General features: G+C 67.3%; 17 protein-coding genes. 8 read left to right on the top strand and 9 right to left on the bottom strand.

Features of this window, described 5'->3' with window-relative positions; all coding sequences use genetic code 11:
* Positions 1–52: 52 nt before the first annotated feature.
* From B8W69_RS19595 to B8W69_RS19585, 3 genes are all read left to right on the top strand, one after another.
* Positions 53–451 (top strand): heme-binding protein, encoded by a 399-nt coding sequence (locus B8W69_RS19595; RefSeq protein ID WP_085291447.1) that lies wholly within the window; start codon positions 53–55, stop codon positions 449–451.
* A gap of 129 nt (positions 452–580) precedes the next feature.
* Positions 581–1,636 carry a DNA topoisomerase IB gene (locus tag B8W69_RS19590; protein WP_085291446.1) on the top strand — a complete coding sequence of 352 codons (1,056 nt, stop codon included), beginning with the start codon at positions 581–583 and terminating at the stop codon, positions 1,634–1,636.
* Positions 1,637–2,153: 517 nt separating this feature from the next.
* Positions 2,154–3,947, top strand: coding sequence for a thiamine pyrophosphate-requiring protein (locus B8W69_RS19585; protein WP_085291445.1), 1,794 nt, complete (start codon positions 2,154–2,156; stop codon positions 3,945–3,947).
* A gap of 16 nt (positions 3,948–3,963) precedes the next feature.
* Here the strand turns inward: B8W69_RS19585 and B8W69_RS19580 are convergent, their stop codons facing one another.
* Positions 3,964–4,632: a UdgX family uracil-DNA binding protein gene (locus B8W69_RS19580; protein ID WP_085291444.1), complete on the bottom strand. Its 669-nt coding sequence runs from the start codon at positions 4,630–4,632 to the stop codon at positions 3,964–3,966.
* Between the two features lie 67 nt (positions 4,633–4,699).
* On the bottom strand, positions 4,700–5,260 hold the full coding sequence (locus tag B8W69_RS19575) for a hemerythrin domain-containing protein (protein ID WP_165762651.1): 561 nt from the start codon (positions 5,258–5,260) through the stop codon (positions 4,700–4,702).
* Between the two features lie 162 nt (positions 5,261–5,422).
* On the opposite strand from B8W69_RS19575, the gene B8W69_RS19570 reads away from it, so the two are divergent.
* From B8W69_RS19570 to B8W69_RS19560, 3 genes are all read left to right on the top strand, one after another.
* Complete coding sequence (locus B8W69_RS19570) at positions 5,423–5,668, top strand: hypothetical protein (RefSeq protein WP_085291442.1); 246 nt, start codon at positions 5,423–5,425, stop codon at positions 5,666–5,668.
* 143 nt (positions 5,669–5,811) lie between these two features.
* A complete protein-coding gene (locus B8W69_RS19565; RefSeq protein ID WP_085291441.1) occupies positions 5,812–6,831 on the top strand; it encodes a sensor domain-containing protein in 1,020 nt (339 codons plus the stop codon).
* Between the two features lie 94 nt (positions 6,832–6,925).
* On the top strand, positions 6,926–7,897 hold the full coding sequence (locus B8W69_RS19560; protein ID WP_085291440.1) for an aldo/keto reductase: 972 nt from the start codon (positions 6,926–6,928) through the stop codon (positions 7,895–7,897).
* Here B8W69_RS19560 and B8W69_RS19555 read toward each other — a convergent pair.
* From B8W69_RS19555 to B8W69_RS19540, 4 genes are all read right to left on the bottom strand, one after another.
* Positions 7,894–8,661: an SDR family oxidoreductase gene (locus B8W69_RS19555; protein WP_085291439.1), complete on the bottom strand. Its 768-nt coding sequence runs from the start codon at positions 8,659–8,661 to the stop codon at positions 7,894–7,896. The genes B8W69_RS19560 and B8W69_RS19555 overlap by 4 nt on opposite strands.
* 92 nt (positions 8,662–8,753) lie before the next feature.
* Positions 8,754–10,508: a sensor domain-containing diguanylate cyclase gene (locus tag B8W69_RS19550; protein WP_085291438.1), complete on the bottom strand. Its 1,755-nt coding sequence runs from the start codon at positions 10,506–10,508 to the stop codon at positions 8,754–8,756.
* Positions 10,509–10,734: 226 nt separating this feature from the next.
* Entirely contained in the window at positions 10,735–12,885 is a 2,151-nt protein-coding gene (glgX, locus tag B8W69_RS19545; protein WP_085291437.1) for a glycogen debranching protein GlgX, read from the bottom strand.
* Between the two features lie 92 nt (positions 12,886–12,977).
* Positions 12,978–14,159, bottom strand: coding sequence for a zinc-dependent alcohol dehydrogenase (locus B8W69_RS19540; protein WP_085291436.1), 1,182 nt, complete (start codon positions 14,157–14,159; stop codon positions 12,978–12,980).
* Between the two features lie 74 nt (positions 14,160–14,233).
* Between B8W69_RS19540 and B8W69_RS19535 the strand changes: the two genes are divergently transcribed.
* On the top strand, positions 14,234–15,388 hold the full coding sequence (locus B8W69_RS19535; RefSeq protein WP_245843305.1) for an NAD(P)/FAD-dependent oxidoreductase: 1,155 nt from the start codon (positions 14,234–14,236) through the stop codon (positions 15,386–15,388).
* 40 nt (positions 15,389–15,428) lie between these two features.
* On the opposite strand, the gene B8W69_RS19530 is transcribed toward B8W69_RS19535, so the two are convergent.
* On the bottom strand, positions 15,429–16,136 hold the full coding sequence (locus B8W69_RS19530; protein ID WP_085291507.1) for a GAF and ANTAR domain-containing protein: 708 nt from the start codon (positions 16,134–16,136) through the stop codon (positions 15,429–15,431).
* 310 nt (positions 16,137–16,446) lie between these two features.
* On the opposite strand from B8W69_RS19530, the gene B8W69_RS19525 reads away from it, so the two are divergent.
* On the top strand, positions 16,447–17,757 hold the full coding sequence (locus tag B8W69_RS19525) for an NAD(P)/FAD-dependent oxidoreductase (RefSeq protein WP_085291434.1): 1,311 nt from the start codon (positions 16,447–16,449) through the stop codon (positions 17,755–17,757).
* Positions 17,758–17,778: 21 nt separating this feature from the next.
* On the opposite strand, the gene B8W69_RS19520 is transcribed toward B8W69_RS19525, so the two are convergent.
* Complete coding sequence (locus tag B8W69_RS19520; protein ID WP_085291433.1) at positions 17,779–18,315, bottom strand: DUF1360 domain-containing protein; 537 nt, start codon at positions 18,313–18,315, stop codon at positions 17,779–17,781.
* Between the two features lie 65 nt (positions 18,316–18,380).
* Positions 18,381–18,746, bottom strand: coding sequence for a MerR family transcriptional regulator (locus B8W69_RS19515; protein ID WP_085291432.1), 366 nt, complete (start codon positions 18,744–18,746; stop codon positions 18,381–18,383).

The following is an 18,746-nucleotide window of genomic DNA, read 5'->3' as shown; positions in this document are numbered from 1 at the left end:
CGGGAGCCTCTGGCGAGAGAAATCATTTTCGTTTCGAAGGACAACAACCATCATGAAAATCAGCAATATTGTCGCGCGCCGGAAAGTTGCCGGGATCAGTGCCGGCTGCTTGCTCGGGGGAATGGCGATGGGCATCGTCGGAGCGCCATCGGCGGCCGCAGCACCCGACTGCAGCCCGGGCGGCGTGAACAACACCGTCTCCTCTGTGGAGGGCACCGCCCAGCAGTATCTGGCGGCGCACCCGGGCGCCAACCAGGTGGTGACGGCCGCCTACGGGCAGCCGCGGCCGCAGGCCGAATCGAGCCTGCGCGGCTACTTCACCGGCCACCCGCAGGAGTACAACGACCTGCGCGGCATCCTGGCACCGATCGGCGACACCGAACGGCAGTGCAACGTTTCCGCGCTGCCGCCCTACCTGGAGTCGGCTTACCAGGAGTTCATGGCCGGCTGATTCCGGTCCGAGACGACCCGCCACGACGCTGTGGCGGGTCGTTTTCACGTCGGGCGTGCCTTTTCCACCGTGTGAACAACTTCTCCGGCGGGTAATTGTGCAATCAGCTACCAGAACCGGAGGGCGAGAATGCGGCTGCGCCGTAGCGTGCTGAGCAAGCCGGGTATCGCACGCAAGCGACGCGGCAAAGGCTTCTCCTATTACCGGCCGGACGGCAAGGCGCTGACCGATCCGGAAACCCTGCAGCGCATCAAGGATCTGGTTATTCCACCCGCCTGGAAGAGGGTGTGGATTTCGCCGTATAGCAACGGTCACATTCAGGCCGTGGGTGTCGACGCCGCCGGCCGCCGGCAGTATCTGTACCACTCCGCCTGGCGCCAGGAACGCGCCGAGGAGAAGTTCGACCGCGTCCTGGAACTGTCCACGCGGCTGCCGGCGTGGCGCACCGAGATCGCCAAGGACCTGACGCGAAAGGGCTTGACTCGCAAGCGGGTATTGGCGCTCGCATTGCGACTGCTCGATCGCGGCTACTTTCGCGCCGGCGGTGAGCAATACGCCGAGGAGAACGAGTCCTACGGGCTGTCCACCCTGTTGTGTGAGCACGTGGTGGTCCGGCGGGACGCGGTCGACTTCGATTTTCCGGCCAAGAGCGGGGTCCGGCGTACCGTGGCGGTCGAGGACCCCGAAGTGGTGCGGGCTGTGCGTGCGCTGATGCGCCGGCCTAACCGCACCGAGCGACTGCTGGTGTGCCGCGCCGCATCCGGGTGGCTCGATGTGCGCGCCGCTGATCTCAACGACCGATTCAAGGAGCTGGTCGGCGACGAATACACCGTCAAGGACCTGCGGACGTGGCATGGGACGGTGCTGGCGGCCGCGGCGTTTGCCGACGCCGACCCGCCGGTGTCGGGCCGCGTCGCCAAGCGCGTCGAATCCGCGGTGATGAAGGAGGTGGCCGAGGAACTGGGCAACACCCCGGCCGTCGCGCGTGGTTCCTACGTGGACCCGCGCGTCGTCACCGGCTACGAGCAAGGACTCACCATCGCCGCGGCGGCGCGCCGCGCTGAACGCGCCCGTAACCCCGATGTGGCCCAGGAGATCCTGGACAAGGCGACCCGAATGCTGATCCGGCGAGTGGCCAAGGGTCACAGCGCTTCCGGATCATCCGTCCTGCCCAAGACCGCCTGAACCACCGTCGCGCGGGGCGCCCTACGGGCAAACCGGCTCGGAGCCCGCCAGCGTTCGCCGATCGTTCCCGGCGATTCGCATCCTGCCCACCAGCCGGCTGGAGAGACGACGTGAGGAGAGACCCCTCGTCGACGCGGTGGGCGCCGGCGACCTCTGACTTGATCCGGACATGGTGCGTCGCCTACCCGGGACATTCTGTGCGGCAGGCATTTTGACCGCTATGAGAAGACCTGGTTCAGCACCCGATCGGCCGTTGCACAATCGCCAGCTGAAAACTGGCTGAGAGTCGCCTGACCCGCCGGTTTTCGCGAATAACAACGGCGAATGCGGGTAACCGGGCTCGTGTGGGAAGTGCCCAAGCCGCCCTCGCGGCGGCAGCCTGCATGGGTCACGTCTGTCAGCGGCGTCCGCCATCGGTTGGCCCGCGACTCGACGGCGCCGCCATGCGGGTGGTTCAAACAATAGCCCACATGCCCATCCGTCAGCACTCTAGAACCGTCTGCCGAGGAGGGAGAACATGTCCAAAAAAGAGGTTTCCGACTATCTGCTAGAGCGCTTGCGGGCGTGGGACGTTGAACATGTATTCGGGTACCCCGGCGACGGCATCAACGGGCTGCTCGCGGCGTGGGGTCGCGCGGACAACAAGCCCAAGTTCATCCAGTCCCGCCACGAGGAGATGAGCGCCTTCGAAGCGGTCGGCTACGCAAAATTCACCGGCCGGGTCGGCGTCTGTGCCGCCACATCCGGGCCCGGCGCGATCCACTTACTCAACGGGCTTTACGACGCCAAACTCGACCATGTTCCGGTGGTGGCCATCGTGGGTCAGACCAACCGCAGCGCCATGGGCGGGAACTATCAGCAGGAGGTCGACCTGCTGAACCTGTTCAAGGACGTCGCCAGCGACTACGTCCAAATGGTCACCGTCCCCGAACAATTGCCCAACGTGCTGGACCGCGCGATCCGGATAGCGATGACGCAGCGGGCCCCGACCGCGCTGATCATTCCCAGTGACGTCCAGGAGCTGCCGTACTCGCCGCCCGAGCACGCGTTCAAGATGGTACCTTCCAGCCTCGGCATCGAGTTCCCGAAAATCGCCCCCGACGACACCGCCATATCGCGCGCGGCCGACGTGCTCAACGCCGGCAAGAAGGTCGCCATCCTGGTGGGCACCGGCGCCCGCGGCGCCCACGAAGAGCTAGCCCAGGTTGCCGACCTGCTCGGCGCGGGAGCGGCGAAGGCGCTGTTGGGCAAGGACGTCTTGTCGGACGAATTGCCTTGGGTCACCGGCTCGATCGGACTGCTGGGGACGCGGCCGAGCTACGAGATGATGCGCGACTGCGACACGCTGCTGACCGTCGGCTCCAGCTTCCCGTACACGCAGTTCCTGCCGGAATTCGGTCAGGCCCGCGCGGTGCAGATCGACGTCGACGGCCGGATGATAGGCATGCGCTACCCGTACGAGGTCAACCTGGTCGCCGACGCGAAGACCGCGTTGCAGGCGCTGATCCCGCACCTGCGCCGCAAGGAGGACCGCTCGTGGCGCGAGGGCATCGAGAAGACCGTGGCCCGCTGGTGGGAGACCATGGAGAAGGAAGCGATGGTCAGCGCCCACCCGGTCAATCCGCTGCGGCTGTTCTCCGAGCTGTCGCCGCAGCTGCCCGAGAATGCCATCGTCACAGCCGATTCCGGCTCGTCGGCCAACTGGTATGCGCGCAACCTGCGCTTCCGCGGCAGCATGCGGGGCTCGCTGTCGGGCACGTTGGCCACGATGGGTCCCGGGGTTCCGTACGGCATCGGCGCCAAGTTCGGCCACCCGGACCGGCCCGTCATCGTATTCAGCGGTGACGGCGCCATGCAGATGAACGGCATGGCCGAACTGATCACGATCAAGCGGTACTGGACCGAATGGGAAGACCCCCGCCTGATCATCGCGATCCTGCACAACAACGACCTCAACCAGGTGACCTGGGAAATGCGCGCCATGGCCGGTGCGCCGAAATTCGCCGAGTCCCAGAATCTTCCGGACATCGACTTCGCCGCGTTCGCGGCCAGCCTGGGCCTGAGCGCCGTGGCCATCAAGGATCCGGAGGAATTGTCGGACGCCTGGCGCAAGGCGCTGTCGGCGGATCGTCCCACGGTGCTCGACGTCTACACCGACCCGGACATGCCGCCCATCCCGCCGCACGCGACCTGGGAGCAGTTCAAGTCGGCGACCGCGGCGGTGCTCGCCGGGGATGAGGATCGCGTGGGCTTCGTCAAGGTCGGCCTGAAGACCAAGGCCCAGGAGTTGTTGCCGCACAAGAAGAGTTGACCTACAGCAGGTCAACTCACCCGCGCCTGCCCAGCGCCGCACCCGCGCTGCGCAGGTCGTCGACGAACGTCTTATAGACCTCGTCATGCCGGTCGCTGCGGTCGCGCAACACCGACGAGGGGTGAACCGTCGCGACAAGGGTCGGCTCGGGCGTGAGGTGCACGTCGACGGTTGAGGGCAGCCGCAGTTGGTGGCCGCGCTGGGTGGACACCCGAAATGCGGCTCCTAGCAACGACTGTGCGGCGGTAGCGCCCAGTAACACGATGACCTGCGGTTGCACCACCTCGATCTCGGCGATCAGCCAAGGTCGGCAGGCGACCACTTCGGTGCGGCCGGGCTTTTGGTGGATGCGTCGCTTGCCGCCCTTGCGGGTGAACTTGAAATGCTTGACGGCGTTGGTCTCATAGACCATCGCCGGGTCGATGCCGGCGTCCTCGAGGGCGCGGGCGAGCAGTCGTCCGGCCGGGCCGACGAACGGCTCACCGGCGCGGTCCTCCTGGTCACCGGGCTGCTCGCCCACCAGCATGATCGGGGCCCCGGGATGCCCGTTGCCGAACACCGTTTGGGTGGCATCCTCGAAAAGCGAACAGCCGTGGCAGGTTTCGGCCGCATCGCGCAGCGCGTCCAGATCGCGCTCCACTGGAAGGTAGCGGGCGGCCCCGGGTGCGTTCGATGTTGCGGCCATGATGAGACGAAGGGGGTGGGTACCCCGCTCCCCACCGAGCGGGGGGACCACGCCTTAGACGGCTGCGTCAGCCCTTGCCGATGATGGCGTCGCGGGCCCGGTCGAGCATCGCCGCAAACGGCCCGGCGGCCAGATTGGCCACCTGGGATTCCACCCCGGCGTGCGGGCGGGTGGGGGCAATCGCCTCGGCGAGCTTGGCGGCGCGGCCCATGCGTTCGAGCTCTTCGCCGCTCAATTCCTCATTCAGCTTGGCGAATTCGTCGCGCTCCTCGTGCTCGGCGTGTTCGACGACGGCGTCGCGCAGCTTCGTCAATTCGCGAGTGAACTCCTCGCTGTTGACGTCGAGCTTTTCCAGCTTCTGCAAAACGGTCTTGGCTTCGTGCTCTTCGTGCAGGCGCTTGTCCACCACGGCGGTGCCGTTGGCGATCTTGCGCTTGGCGCGGGGGTGAACGATCTCTTCCTCCGCGGTCTCGTGCACGGCGAGCATCCGCCGAAGTTCGACGAAGGCCTTCTCTCGGGCCTTTCCGGACGCCGCAAGGGTTTCGGCGAACATCGTCTTGATCTGCTCGTGCTGACTGACGAGGAAGTCGACCACGTCGGTGGGCGACTTGATGGCGGTCGGTGCCAAAGTGTCCCCTCCCATCTACTTTGGTTCGGCGCGCAGGACTGTTCGCGCTCGCTGAAACGGCTACCCGACGATTCCGGCCGTCAAACGGGGTGTGGCCTTGCCAGCAGGGGGTATGTCCTGGACAAACAGCGAAAAGAGCACCCGGTCGATGGGCGCCGGAATGTGCCAGCGCACGCGGGCGCTGCTGCGCGCTGCGGGATCGTCGGAGCGGTCGCGGCGGCCGCGATAACCACCGGGTGTTCGCACCCCGGAGCGTCGTTGGAATCCGCGCCCGACGTCGAACTCTGGCGAGCCGGTGTCGCATTGCACGAGCCGGTGTGGTCCTACCGCATGCACGCCCTGGTCGCGCTCACCGACGATCATCGGCTGGCCGAGGTCACCGCAGGCGACCGCGGCGGCGACGCCTAGACGAGGTTCTCCGCACGCGGCGGACAGGGATTGGAGGAGCATGTGGTCAGCATCGCCAAGCCGCGGCTGTGACGGCCCCGGTTTAGGGGAGGGCCCTCGTCGGCTACATTTCGGGCAGGTTCGGCCGATAAGGAGGCACTGGGGTGACCAACCCGCAGGACCCGTATTGGCAAAACCCGCTGAGCTACGACCCGCTCGGCCGCGTCCCGCCGCCCGACGTGGAACCGCCCGCGCCGCCGCCCGCCATGCAGCCGCCGCCGTTCACGCCGCCGACCGCACCTGCGCCCTACCGCCCGCCGGTCAACACCATGGCGACGCTGTCGCTGGTTTTCGCGTTCCTGTTCGCGCCCGTGGGAGCGATTCTGGGACATCTCGGGCTGGCGCAGATCCGCCGCACCGGTGAACTCGGCCGGGACCGTGCCCTGGTGGGCGTGACGCTGTCGTACATCTTCATCATGTTGGCGGTCGTCGCCCTGGCGGGGTGGGCCACGCTGGCCGGTTCCACCTCGTCACACCGGGCCTCCCCCGGCTCCAGTTCCGCCGCCGGGCCACCGCCGCCCACGGTCCCACCGGAGACCATCGCCACCCTTCTGCCGGGGCTCGACGCGTTGCGCAACATCACCGCCGACGCGAACCTCGACGTCGGCCCGACCTGGAACAGCCCCGGCCGCTCCCCGGATGACGGCAGCATCGACCGCCCGGAGTGCTGGGAAAGCATCGCCGCAGGCAGTCCGGACGCCTACACGCCCGGGGCGCTGGCCGGCTATCACGCCGGCGAATTCACCGACTCGCGCAGCATGATGAAGTCCATGCAGGTCATCCAGGGCGTGGCGGCGTTTCGCGATCCGGGCGCGGCCCAGGCGCAGCTGAACACCCTGCTGTCGGGATGGCACAAGTGCGGCGGCTCGACCGTCACCGTGAGCGCTCCCGGCGGGCAGCCGATTCCGATGTCGGTGAGCGCGCCGGCCGACGCGGGCAACGGCATCACCACCCTGGACCTGACGCCCAAGGGCATCCAGGTGCGCTCGGCACGGGCGATCGCGGCCAAGGCGAACGTCGTCATCGACCTGAACGTGTCCGCCAGCGGCACCACGGACAGCGCGCCGCCCCGCGCGGCGGCGGTCAGCATCGCCAACTACATCCTCGGCAAGATCCCCGGCTGACCGACCGCCGCGCTTGCGATCGCCACTGGATCGATGGTGGCGACCCGCTGCGCCCGGCCCCGCCGCGCTTGCGATCGCCACTAGGCTTGAGCTCATGAAATTTGTCGACGTCGACGGGCTCGGCCGGGTCAGCCGAATCGGCCTGGGCACCTGGCAGTTCGGTTCACGCGAGTGGGGTTACGGCGACAGCTACGCCGCCGGCGCCGCGGGCGACATCGTGCGTCGCGCCCGCGCCCTGGGGGTGACGCTGTTCGACACCGCCGAGGTGTACGGCCTGGGCAAGAGCGAGCGGATCCTGGGCGAGGCCCTCGGCGACGAGCGCGCCGACGTCGTGGTGGCCAGCAAGATCATGCCGATCCTCCCCTTCCCCGCCGTAGTCAAGCAGCGCGCCCGCGCCAGCGCCCAGCGGCTGGGCCTGGACCGCATCCCGCTCTACCAGATCCACCAGCCCAACCCGGTGTTTCCCGATTCGGTGATCATGCCGGGCATGCGCGACCTGCTGGAGCACGGCAAGATCGGCGCGGCCGGCGTCTCGAACTATTCGCTGCAGCGGTGGCAGAAGGCCGACGCCGCGCTGGGCCGTCCGGTGATCAGCAACCAGGTGCACTTCTCGCTCGCCTACCCGAAGGCGCTGAAGAACCTGGTGCCGTTCGCCGAGCGGGAGAACCGCATCGTGATCGCGTACAGCCCGCTGGAACAGGGGCTGCTGGGCGGCAAATACGGCGTCGACAACCGGCCGGGCGGCGTCCGCGCGGTGAACTCGCTGTTCGGCACCGAAAACCTGCGCCGCGTCGAGCCGCTACTGCAGCTGTTGCGCGACGTCGCGAAGGACGTCGACGCCAAGCCGGCACAGGTGGCGCTGGCCTGGCTCATCAGCTACCCGGGCGTGGTGGCCATTCCCGGCGCGTCCAGCGTGGAGCAGCTCGAATTCAACGTCGCCGCCGCCGACATCGAACTGCCCACCGCATCGCGTGACGCGCTCACCGAGGCGGCCCTGGCGTTCCGGCCCACGTCGCCGGCGCGTTTCCTCACCGACCTGGCCAAGGAGAAGCTCGCCCGCCGTTAAGACTGGTTGGCCTCGGCGAACGCGGCGGGGCTGGCCGGCGCGCCGCGGGCCACCACCAGCGGCATCGACGTCGAGGCGTTGGTGCGCAGGATGGTGTGCACGACGTCGATGAGGTCCTCGACGGGCATCAGCTTGCCGGGCATGCAGCCGCGCGATGACCACAGCGGGACCGCCTTCATCGCGAGGTCCATGTCCCAGCCCTCGTTCATGCCGGTCTGGCCGTCGCCTTCGCCGCCCGCGCACTCCCCGACGATCAGGTTGGTGAAACCGATGTCGGAGTGTTCGGCCCGCCACGCTTCCACGAGCCGTTCCAGGGCGGCCTTGCTAACGCCGTACGCGCCCAGACCCGGCCACGGCGGCCCGAAGGTGCCGGCGTCCGACGACAAGTACACCGCCTTGCCGGCCGACGCGGTCAGGTGCGGCACCGCCGCGGCCGTGACCAACGATGCGCCGATGACATTGGTGTCGAAGATGCGCCGCCACGTGTCGGCGTCGGTGTCGACCATGCGGACCAGCGGCCCGACGGCGGGTGTGTAGACGAGGTTGTCGATGCCGCCGAGGGCCTCGGCGGCACGGTCAATGGCCGAGCGGCAGGACGCCTGGTCGGTGACGTCGCACTCGACGGCGATCGCGTTAGGGCCGGCGTCCTTGGCCGCGGCCTCAATGCGCTCCCGGCGCCGGGCCAATAACGCGACCTGATCGCCGCGCTGCGCAAGACCGACACCTATGCAACGCCCCAGCCCACTCGAGGCGCCGACCACCACTGTCCTTGACATTTTCGCCCTCTCTTGTAACGCAAGACGCTGTCGCGAGAAACCTACCGGATGCGACGTGTCGCGTGGTGATCACCGGCCGCTTAATTCGGAACGACGGTATTCCGCGCGCACGCCTTAGCCCGGTACATGGCCTCGTCCGCTCGCGCCGTGACGGCGTCGACGGACTCGGCGGAGAGCGCGAGCGTGGCACCGATGCTCAAGGTCGCGTGAATCGTGTTGCCGGACAAATGAATCGGCTCGGCGACGCGCGAGCGGATCTTTTCTGCGATCTGGGCGAGTTCGGCGCTGCGGCGGACACCGGGCAACAGCACCAGCATTTCGTCGCCACCCGTCCGCCCGACCGTGTCGCCGCGGCGCACGCTCGCCCGGATCCGTGCGGCCAGCGTCGCGAGCACGAAATCCCCCATGCCGTGCCCCCACGTGTCGTTGATCGCCTTGAAGTGGTCGACGTCGCAGAACAGGACGCCGACGTGGGTCCCGGCGGGTTGCGGTTCGCGCAGCGCGCACTCGAGCCGGCTGAGCGCCTCGGCCCGATTCACCAGCCCGGTCAGCGTGTCGAACCGCGCCAATCGTTCCAGCCGCTGTTCCGCCTCGACCTGATCGTCGACCACGCGTAGCGCCGCGATCAGCCCATCGGTGTCGCCCAACGCGTCGGTGTAGGGCTTTCCGTGACCGTCGACCCAGTGGTAATCGCCGTCGACCGAGCACACCCGGAACCGTTGGAGAACCTGTTCTCCGCCAAGGATCCTGCGCACCGCGGCGACGAGCTTGTCGCGATCCTCCGGGTGGATGCGATCGGCGAAGGCCGTGCCGGTCCAGTGCTCGAGCGGTCCCCCCAGTGCGCCCTGCACGGACGGCGACACCCACGCGATCTCACCGCCGCGCAAGTGCACGATGACGTCCACCGCGTTGTCCGCGAGAATGCGGTACCGCGCCTCGGCCTCGGCGCGTTCATTGCTGGCCAGTTCCTTCGCGATCAGCAGTTGCTGTTCGCGCTGGCTGAAATAGAACGTGACCGCCCCGACGATGAGGGTGCTGAACAGTATCGAGAAGGTCCACTCCGCGTGCTCGCCCAGACCGAACGCGAGAAACGCCGGCCGCGAGAGCGCGGTTACCAGAGGAAAGCCGGCGAGGATACCGGTCAATCGCACCAGTGATCGGCGGTCGGGGCGCGCGAGCAACCACGCGACCGGGAACCGGTCGGGGCGCGCTAGCGACGCCGCCGTGATCAGCAACAGCAGTGCCGAGGCCGTCGAGAGCGCCTGGCCGGTCGAGGGCGAGACGCCCACGAGCGCGAGCGCGTCGAACAGGTAGGCGCCGAGCGTGACGAACGGGATGGCCCCGCTGCTCGCCAGGCACGCGGGCCAGACCGCCCGGGTCCCACGGTCCACCCGGATCAGCGCCACCGCGGCGGCCAGCAACAGGACCGGCGCGGCGGTCTGCGGGCTGGGGCGCCCCGGCCATGATGTCTGTTTCCCGCGCACCGCTTCCCCGAACAGCATCTGGTCGACGCCGAGCGACCCGACGGGCGTGTATTCGAGCAGGATGACGACGGCCATGACGCCCACCAGGACCGCCAGCACACGCCCGACCCAGACGCGGGTGCGCGTCGGGTGGCCCGATTGCGCCACAATCGCGGCCGCCAGTGCGGCCAGCCACAGGGCCGTCCACGGCGTCATCGGCGGCCAACCCGGGGCGATCCGCGTCAGCCCGTCGACCCCCGTCGACCAGCCCACCCAGGTCACGGCGGTGACCACGAGCACCACTACCGCGCCAGTCCGCCCCGAGCGGTCCATCGCCGATTCCAGGCTCGCGCCGGGGCCGGGCCTGTCCATCGGCTGTCCCTTTCGTTTCCCGCGTTCCCGGCAGTCGACTCACTGCGCGTCCCGGGTTGGAGCCGCGGCGCGACGGCATCGACATTGTGCGCAAAAAGCTAACCGGTGTCGCCTATTCGGCGCGAGCAATCCGCTCGATCCGCAGAAACGGGGGAATGCCACCGGGGCGGCTTACAGGTGTCGTGGAAAGCCGGCCGCCGGGCTTTGGTTGCCCGGCGTCAGTCGGTCAATCCGAGGGAAGGGCGCGCAGCACCACCGCGGTGTGCGCTTCCACGTTGAGCCTGCCCCCGCCGGGCACTTCGTCGGCGGGTGTCGTCTCTTCGGCACCGGTGTACACGACGAGCTGCCAGGAAGCGCCGAATTCCTTTGGCGGCAACGTGAATTCGATCGGCTCGTAGTGGGCGTTGAAGCACAACAGGAAGGAGTCGTCCAGCACCCGCTGGCCGCGCGCGTCGCGGTCGGGGATGCCGTGGCCGTTGAGGAACACCCCGACGGACTTGGCGAATCCGGCGCCCCAGTCCTCGTCGGTCATCTCGGCGCCCTCTGGGGTGAACCAGGCGATGTCCGGCAGCCCGTCCTGACCGCGGCGGCCCAACGGCTTGCCGGAGAAGAACCGGCGCCTGCGGAACACCGGGTGCTCGGCCCGCAGGGCCGACACAGTCCGGGTGAATTCCAGCAGCCCGGCGTCGGCGCTGTCCCAGTCGATCCACGTCAGCTCGTTGTCCTGGCAGTAGCCGTTGTTGTTGCCGTTCTGGGTGCGACCGAGCTCGTCGCCGTGGGAGATCATTGGCACGCCCTGGGACAACATCAGGGTGGTCAGGAAGTTGCGCTGCTGGCGGGCGCGCAGGTCGTTGATCTGCTCGTCGTCGGTGGGCCCCTCCGCTCCGCAGTTCCAGGACCGGTTGTGGCTCTCGCCGTCGTTGTTGTCCTCGCCGTTGGCCTCGTTGTGCTTCTCGTTGTAGGACACCAGGTCGCGCAGCGTGAACCCGTCGTGGGCGGTGACGAAGTTGATCGAGGCCACCGGCCGGCGCGCGGTGTGTTCGTAGAGGTCGGCCGATCCGGACAACCGGTAGGCGAACTCGTCGAGGGTGGCGGGCTCGCCGCGCCAGAAGTCGCGGACGGTGTCGCGGTACTTGCCGTTCCATTCGGTCCACTGCGGCGGGAAGTTGCCCACCTGGTAGCCGCCCGGCCCGACGTCCCACGGCTCGGCGATGAGCTTGACCTGACTGACCGTCGGATCCTGTTGCACGAGTTCGAAAAACGTAGCCAGGCGGTCCACGTCATAAAACTCCCGCGCGAGCGTGGAGGCCAGATCGAATCGGAAGCCGTCGACGTGCATCTCTGTCACCCAGTAGCGCAGCGAGTCCATGATCAGCTGCAGCGCGTGCGGATGCCCGACGTTGAGGCTGTTGCCGGTGCCGGTGTAGTCCATGTAGTACTGCTTGTCGTCTTCGACCAGCCGGTAGTAGGCGGCGTTGTCGATGCCGCGCATCGACAGGGTCGGGCCCAGGTGGTTGCCCTCCGCCGTGTGGTTGTAGACCACGTCGAGAATGACCTCGATGCCTGCCTCGTGCAGGGAGCGCACCATGGCCTTGAACTCCTGGACCTGCCCGCCCGGCGTGGTGGCGCTGGAATACTTGAAGTCGGGGGCGAAGAATCCGATCGTGTTGTAGCCCCAGTAATTCGACAGCCCCTTGTCGACCAGGGTCGAATCGTTGGCGAAGTGGTGCACCGGCATCAGTTCGATGGCCGTGATGCCGAGCCTCTTGAGATGCTCGATGATCACCGGGTGCGCCACCGCGGCGTAGGTGCCGCGCAGCGGCTCGGGGATGTCGGGGTGGGTCTGGGTCAGCCCCTTGACGTGCGCCTCGTAGATGACCGAGTCGGCGTATTGGTGGTCCGGCGGCCGGTCGTTGCCCCAGTCGAAGTACGGGTTGATCACCACGGACTTGGGCATGCTGGCCGCCGAGTCGTCGTCGTTGCGGCTGTCTGGGTCGCCGAAGTTGTAGCTGAACAGCGACTGGTTCCACTCGAACGAGCCGTCGATGGCTTTCGAATACGGATCCACCAGCAACTTGTTCGGGTTGCAGCGCTGCCCCGCGGCCGGGTCGTAGGGACCGTGCACGCGGTAGCCGTAGCGCTGGCCCGGTTCGATGTTGGGGATGTACGCGTGCCAGATGAAGCCATCGACCTCCGGCAGCGTCACGCGACTCTCGACGCCCTCGGCGTCGAACAGACACAACTCCACCCGCTCGGCCACCTCGCTGAACACGGCGAAATTGGTGCCCGCGCCGTCGTAGGTCGCGCCCAGCGGGTAGGCCCTACCCGGCCACACCTCTCCGGTGGGCGTGGGAGCGAGGGCGTCTGCAGTGGTCATGGCGCTTTCAATACCCTGCCTACACAGCCGTCAAACTGTGCGCCGCGCCCCGTGTTGCCGGGGCTAACCGAAAAGCTTTGGGGCATAGCCGATCACGGCTTGAGTATGACCTTCACCGCACCATCCTGCTTCTTCTGGAAGATGTCGTAGCCATGCGGGGCCTCATCCAGTGGCAGCACGTGGGTGGCGAAGCTGTCGACGCCGAGCGGGTCCTCATCGGTCAGCAGCGGCATGATGTCGTCGACCCAGCGCTTCACGTTAGCCTGCCCCATCCGCAAGGTCACCTGCTTGTCGAACAACGTGAGCATCGGCAGCGGGTCGGCCATGCCGCCGTACACGCCGATCAGTGAGATCGTTCCGCCGCGCCGCACGATGTCGATGGCGGAGTACAGGGCGGACAGTCGGTCCACGCCTGCGGTTTGCATGACCCTTTTGCCGAGCGCATCGGGCAACAACCCGGCGACCTGTTGCGCCAGTTTGGCCGCCGGAGAGCCGTGCGCCTCCATGCCGACCGCATCGATGACGGAGTCGGTTCCCCGGCCGTCGGTCAGGTCGCGGATCGCGTCACCGAGCGAGCCGTCGAGTCGGCTCAAATCGATGGTGTGGATACCGCGTTTTGCCGCGCGGCCCAGCCGCTCGGGCACCAGGTCGACGGCGATGACGCGGTAGCCCAGGTGAGCGGCGATCCGCGCCGCCATGTCCCCGATGGGACCCAACCCGAGCACGGTGACCGAGCCACCGTCCGGGATGTCGGCATACGCCACCGCCTGCCACGCCGTGGGCAGCACGTCCGACAAATAAACAAACCGTGAATCCGGTGGCCCCACAGGTACTTTGATGTACGTGAATTGAGCCTGAGGGACTCGCAACAGCTGTGCCTGCCCGCCGGGGACTTCGCCGTAAAGCTCCGAATAGCCGAACAGCGCCGCACCCATGCCTTGGTCGCGTACCTGGGTGGTCTCACATTGGGTGTAGAGCCGCTCATCACACATATAGCAACTCCCGCAGGAGATTTGGAAGGGAATGACGACACGGTCCCCCACCCGCAGATCGCCGGTCTCCGCGCCGACCTCACGCACAATACCCATGGGTTCGTGGCCGAGGATGTCCCCCGGTTTCATGAACGCCCCGAGAATTTCGTATAGGTGCAAATCGGACCCGCAGATGTTCGTCGAGGTGACTTCGATGATGGCATCGGTAGGTTGCTCGATCTTCGGATCGGGCACCGATTCCACCCGCACATCGCGCTTACCGTGCCACGTGACAGCCTTCATGTGAGAGGCACATACCCGTCTCGCACCCGTCGAAACGGCGTGTTGAGTCCGCGCAGTGCGGGTACCACCCGTTGGTGACCCAGCCTGGAGCGATCATCGTGGGCAGCGGGCCGGCCGGAGTGGCCGCAGCAGAGTCGTTCCGCGACCACGACGCCGACACACCGGTGCGTATCTTCAGTGCCGACGTCGACCTGCCCTACGCCCGACCGCCGTTGAGCAAGGAGTACCTGCGCGGCGAGACCGACGACGTCGCTCTACACGCCCAACGGTGGTTTGACGAACGGGCGATCGAATTCCGCTGCGATGCACCGGTCGATCGCATCGACATCGCCGAGCGCACCGTGCATGTCGGCGACCAGCGCCATGTCTTCGACACCTTGATCTTGGCCTGCGGCGCAGCACCGGAACCACCACCATTTCCCGGTGGGCGCCGTGCGCTGCTGTTGCGCTCGCTCGCCGACGCCCGCGCGCTGCGCGACGCTGCGGGCACCGCCGGCTCCGCGGTGGTGATCGGCTCCGGGTTTATCGGCTGCGAGGCGGCCGCGTCGTTGGCGCAGCGCGGCATTCCGACGACTCTGGTTGCCCCAGAACCACTTCCGCAGGAAAAGCGGCTTGGCGGCGAGGCCGCGGCGCGGTTACGCGACCTGGTAGCCGAGGCCGGCGCCCGCCACGTCGGCGGGGTGAGCGTGCAGGAAATCACCGATGCGGGTGTGCGCCTGGACAGCGGCGTCACCATCGACTGCGACCTGGTGCTCGCGGCAACCGGTGTGTCGCCGCAGAGCAAGATCGCCGCCGAGGCAGGTCTGCGGGTCCACGAGTCCCGCGTCGTGGTGGGTTCCGACATGGCCACCTCTGTCCCTGGTGTCTACGCCGCCGGCGACGTCGCCCTCGCCCACCACGAGGTCGCCGGTCGCCGGGTAGCCACCGAGCATTGGCAGGACGCGGCCGACCAGGGCACGATCGCCGGCGCCTGCGCGACGGGACAGCAGATGAAATGGGATAAGGTGCCGGGGTTTTGGACCACCATCGGTGATGCGACGGTGAAGTACCACGCCTGGGGCGACGGGTACGAACGCAGCCGGATGCTCGACCACGGCGACGGCTTCACGGTGTGGTACGACTCGGGCGATACCGTCGTCGGAGTGCTGACCTACAACGCCGACGACGATTACGACCTCGGCGAGCGACTCATCGCCGAGGGTCGGCCCGCGCCCGTTCCGATGAACTGACTACCGCGAAAACCGCCCGCCGACAGCCATCTTCAGCGATTCAGCGCCGACGGTGTTTGAGCGGATGTTCGCTGTCGATGAGGGCGGCGGCGATGTCCACCAGCCTGGTGTTGGACTGTTGTGAGAGTCGCCTGAGCAGTTCGAAAGCCCCGACGGAATCGAGACTGAAGCGCTCCATGATTACACCCTTGGCCTGGCCGATGACGTCCCGCGAGGCCAGGGCACTGCGGAATTGGTCCTGGCGGCGCATCATCGACCAGGCCAATGCGATATGGGTGGCGTACACCGTGCCCAGCTCCACGGACTCCCCGCTGAATGAGTTTGGGGTGTCGGCATAGAAGTTGAGCGCGGCCATGCTGCTGCCGTCGACGAACAACTCGAACGACAGGATCGAGCGAATCGGGGTCTGCTCGAGCGCATACCGGCGGTAGCGCAGCCAGCGCTGTTCGGCATTCAGGTCGGCGATGTGCATGATGTGGTGCTCCCAGGCCGCGGCGAGGCACGGCCCTTCGCTGAACCTGTTCTGAATCGCGTCCAGAATCATCGGGTAGCGATGCGTGGCGGCGACACTGCAGAGCGACCTGCTCTTCTCGGCCAGCGTGATCCCCGCATATTGGGTGCCGGTGACGTGGTGCACCCCGTTTTCGATAAGCTCGTGCAGCCCAGCCGCGGTGTCGCGCTCGTCGCGCTCCAGATTCGTCACCAGCTCCACGAGCTGACTGGCGATGGTGACAGTGCCGTCTTGCATAAACATCACCTCCGAAAGCCATCCCGGCCGCGGAGCCCCTGTTCCCACGGGCATCACGGTGACATTGACAATTTTGCGATTCCCAACGCCCAACAAGAATTCTATGAGCCATTCAGCGAAGCACAAGGCCAGATAACGAATGCGTCCAGGCATGCGGCGGGACCCGGCCGCCGAGAAGGGACGCCCCGAGGGCTCGTATCACCCAGGTGGCCTCAAACACATTATCGAACAATGCTTTTCGTGAAGATGGCCTCACGAACGCGGTAAGCGGGTTTCGATCCACCCCCGAACGCCGCCTACACTCGAGCCAGTGACCTCCATTGTGATCGTGGGAAGCGGCTTCACCGGATTCACCTGCGCCCGTCGGCTGGCCCGAACTCTGCGCCGACGGCGCGCACCCGTCGACATCACGATGATCTCGCCGGTCGACTACATGCTGTACACGCCGCTGTTGCCGGACGTTGCCGGAGGCGCCGTCGATGCCCGCTTTGTCGCTGTCCCACTGGCCAATTCGCTCAAGGGCGTCCGCGCGGTACGCGGCCGGGTCGACGCCGTGGACTTCGACCAACGCACGCTGACCTATTGTGATCCCGAAGAGCGCAGCCATTCCATGTCGTGGGATCGGCTGGTGCTGACGCCGGGCTCGGTGACCCGGTTGTTCGATGTCCCGGGGCTGGCCAGACACGCACGCGGATTGAAGACCACCGCCGAGGCCCTCTACCTGCGAGACCATTTCGTCGAACAGCTAGAGCTGGCCAGCATCGAGGACGATCCCCGGGTGGCCGCGGCCCGGCGCACCGTGGTGGTGGTCGGCGCGTCGTATTCGGGCACCGAGCTGGTGGTCCAGCTGCGGGCGCTGGCCGACGCGGCGGCCAAGCAGATGGGCTTCAACCCCGCGGAGGTGCGGTTCCTACTGCTCGATCTGGCCGATCAGGTGATGCCCGAGGTGGGCAAGAAGCTGGGCGACGCCGCGCTCAAGGTGTTACGCAAGCGCGGCATCGACGTCCGGCTCGGTATCACCCTCAAGGAGGCGCACGCCGATCACGTTGTGCTCAGCGATGATTCGCGCATCGAGACGCGAACCATCGCCTGGGTGACGGGAGTGACGGGCGCTCCGTTGATTCAGAACCTTGGACTGCCGACCGAAAAGGGCCGGCTCACCGTTCAGGCCGACTTGCAGGTGCCCGATCACCCCGAGGTGTTCGCGGCCGGTGACGCGGCCGCCGTTCCCGATCTGACCCAGCCGGGAAAGGTCACACCGCCGACCGCCCAGCACGCGACCCGGCAGGGCAAGGCGCTGGCCCGAAACGTCGCGGCCAGCCTCGGTTGCGGCAGCAGCAAGGAATACAAGCACCGCAACCTCGGCCTGGTGGTCGACCTCGGACCGCGCTACGCGGTGGCCAACCCGCTCAACATCCGTCTGTCCGGGCTACCCGCCAAAGCGGTCACCCGGTCCTATCACTTGTATGCGATCCCGCGGGGCGTCAACCGGTGGGCGGTGTCGCTGGCCTACCTGACCGACGCGCTGTTCACCCGCTCGGTCGTCTCGATCGGCTTGTCCTCCGAGGACGACGCGCAATTCACCGCCAGCGAAGGCATTCCGATGCCGAAGACGGGCTGACGCGGCGCAATTCGGCGGGCCTCAACCCTCGGCCGACTGTTGCGCCATGGCGTAGGCGAGCTGCAGGAAGTCCGCGCCGGCCAGCGCGCTGAACACGCCCGCGACCAGCCGGGTGAAGCGGGGCGCGAAGACGAGGCCGATGGCAAACCCCGTCGCGACCCACACGTCCAGGCAGAACGGGCAGGTCAGCAGCTCCCCCAGGCTGTGCCGGAGCTGGCTTTGCTCGCGGACCTCTTCCTGGACCTCCGCTGGGCCGCCGGTGCCCTTGTAGTGCGTGAAGGGCGCCCGCAGCGGGCTGGTCACCGCGTCCTTGGTCAAGGTGCGCGACAGTTTGTGGGTGCCCAGGGTGAGCAGCAGCAGGTCTTGGACGCGCCACCGGGCCGGCAGTCTGCGGCCGCTGGCCAGCGCGGCCAGCACCGCGACCGTCACGACGACGCCGTAGACGACCATCACCACCAGGTAGCCGCCCAGCGGCCGGTCGTTGTCGCCGCGATAAGCGTCCGCTTCCTGGCGTGCGCTGCCCGCGACCTGAGCACCCGCTTCCGTCAACTCACCCATCGCTTCTCTCAAAGGCATAGCGGGACGGGTACCCGGCGTCGGCCGGTGCAATCCGCCGATGGGCTCTATAGGGTGCCCGGGTCGACCGGCTCGGCCGTTTTCGCGGCTTCTCGCAAGGTGCGATTGGTGTACCGCAGGTCTGTGTTCGCCGCCGACAGCGTGGCGTTGTGGTCCTCCAGATCGAGGATGCGCCCGACGCCGGCCAGGTTGACCCCGGACTCGACCAGCTCACTGATGCGCCTGAGCCGCATCAGGTCGTCGGCGCTATACCGGCGAGTTCCGCCCCGGCTGCGGGCCGGTGTGATCAATCCGTAGCGCTCGTAGAGCCGCAGCGACTGCACCGCGATCCCGGACAATTCGGCGGCCACCGAGATGCCGTACACACCATGGTCGGACGAGGGGGCACTCACGTCGCCACGGCGGTCGGCCAT

The organism is Mycolicibacterium vulneris, from assembly GCF_002104765.1.
GTDB lineage: Bacteria > Actinomycetota > Actinomycetes > Mycobacteriales > Mycobacteriaceae > Mycobacterium > Mycobacterium vulneris.
The sequence above is the reverse complement of the archived record's forward strand: the minus strand, read 5'-3'. Positions and strand labels throughout refer to the sequence as shown.

Bases quoted from the DNA above. Each gene is read 5' to 3' on its own strand.
- B8W69_RS19595 (WP_085291447.1), top strand. From the start codon at position 53: ATGAAAATCAGCAATATTGTCGCGCGCCGGAAAGTTGCCGGGATCAGT.
- B8W69_RS19515 (WP_085291432.1), bottom strand. From the start codon at position 18,746: ATGGCCGACCGCCGTGGCGACGTGAGTGCCCCCTCGTCCGACCATGGT.
- B8W69_RS19585 (WP_085291445.1), top strand. From the start codon at position 2,154: ATGTCCAAAAAAGAGGTTTCCGACTATCTGCTAGAGCGCTTGCGGGCG.
- B8W69_RS19560 (WP_085291440.1), top strand. From the start codon at position 6,926: ATGAAATTTGTCGACGTCGACGGGCTCGGCCGGGTCAGCCGAATCGGC.
- B8W69_RS19550 (WP_085291438.1), bottom strand. From the start codon at position 10,508: ATGGACAGGCCCGGCCCCGGCGCGAGCCTGGAATCGGCGATGGACCGC.
- B8W69_RS19520 (WP_085291433.1), bottom strand. From the start codon at position 18,315: ATGGGTGAGTTGACGGAAGCGGGTGCTCAGGTCGCGGGCAGCGCACGC.
- B8W69_RS19540 (WP_085291436.1), bottom strand. From the start codon at position 14,159: ATGAAGGCTGTCACGTGGCACGGTAAGCGCGATGTGCGGGTGGAATCG.
- B8W69_RS19580 (WP_085291444.1), bottom strand. From the start codon at position 4,632: ATGGCCGCAACATCGAACGCACCCGGGGCCGCCCGCTACCTTCCAGTG.
- B8W69_RS19590 (WP_085291446.1), top strand. From the start codon at position 581: ATGCGGCTGCGCCGTAGCGTGCTGAGCAAGCCGGGTATCGCACGCAAG.
- B8W69_RS19530 (WP_085291507.1), bottom strand. From the start codon at position 16,136: ATGCAAGACGGCACTGTCACCATCGCCAGTCAGCTCGTGGAGCTGGTG.
- glgX (WP_085291437.1), bottom strand. From the start codon at position 12,885: ATGACCACTGCAGACGCCCTCGCTCCCACGCCCACCGGAGAGGTGTGG.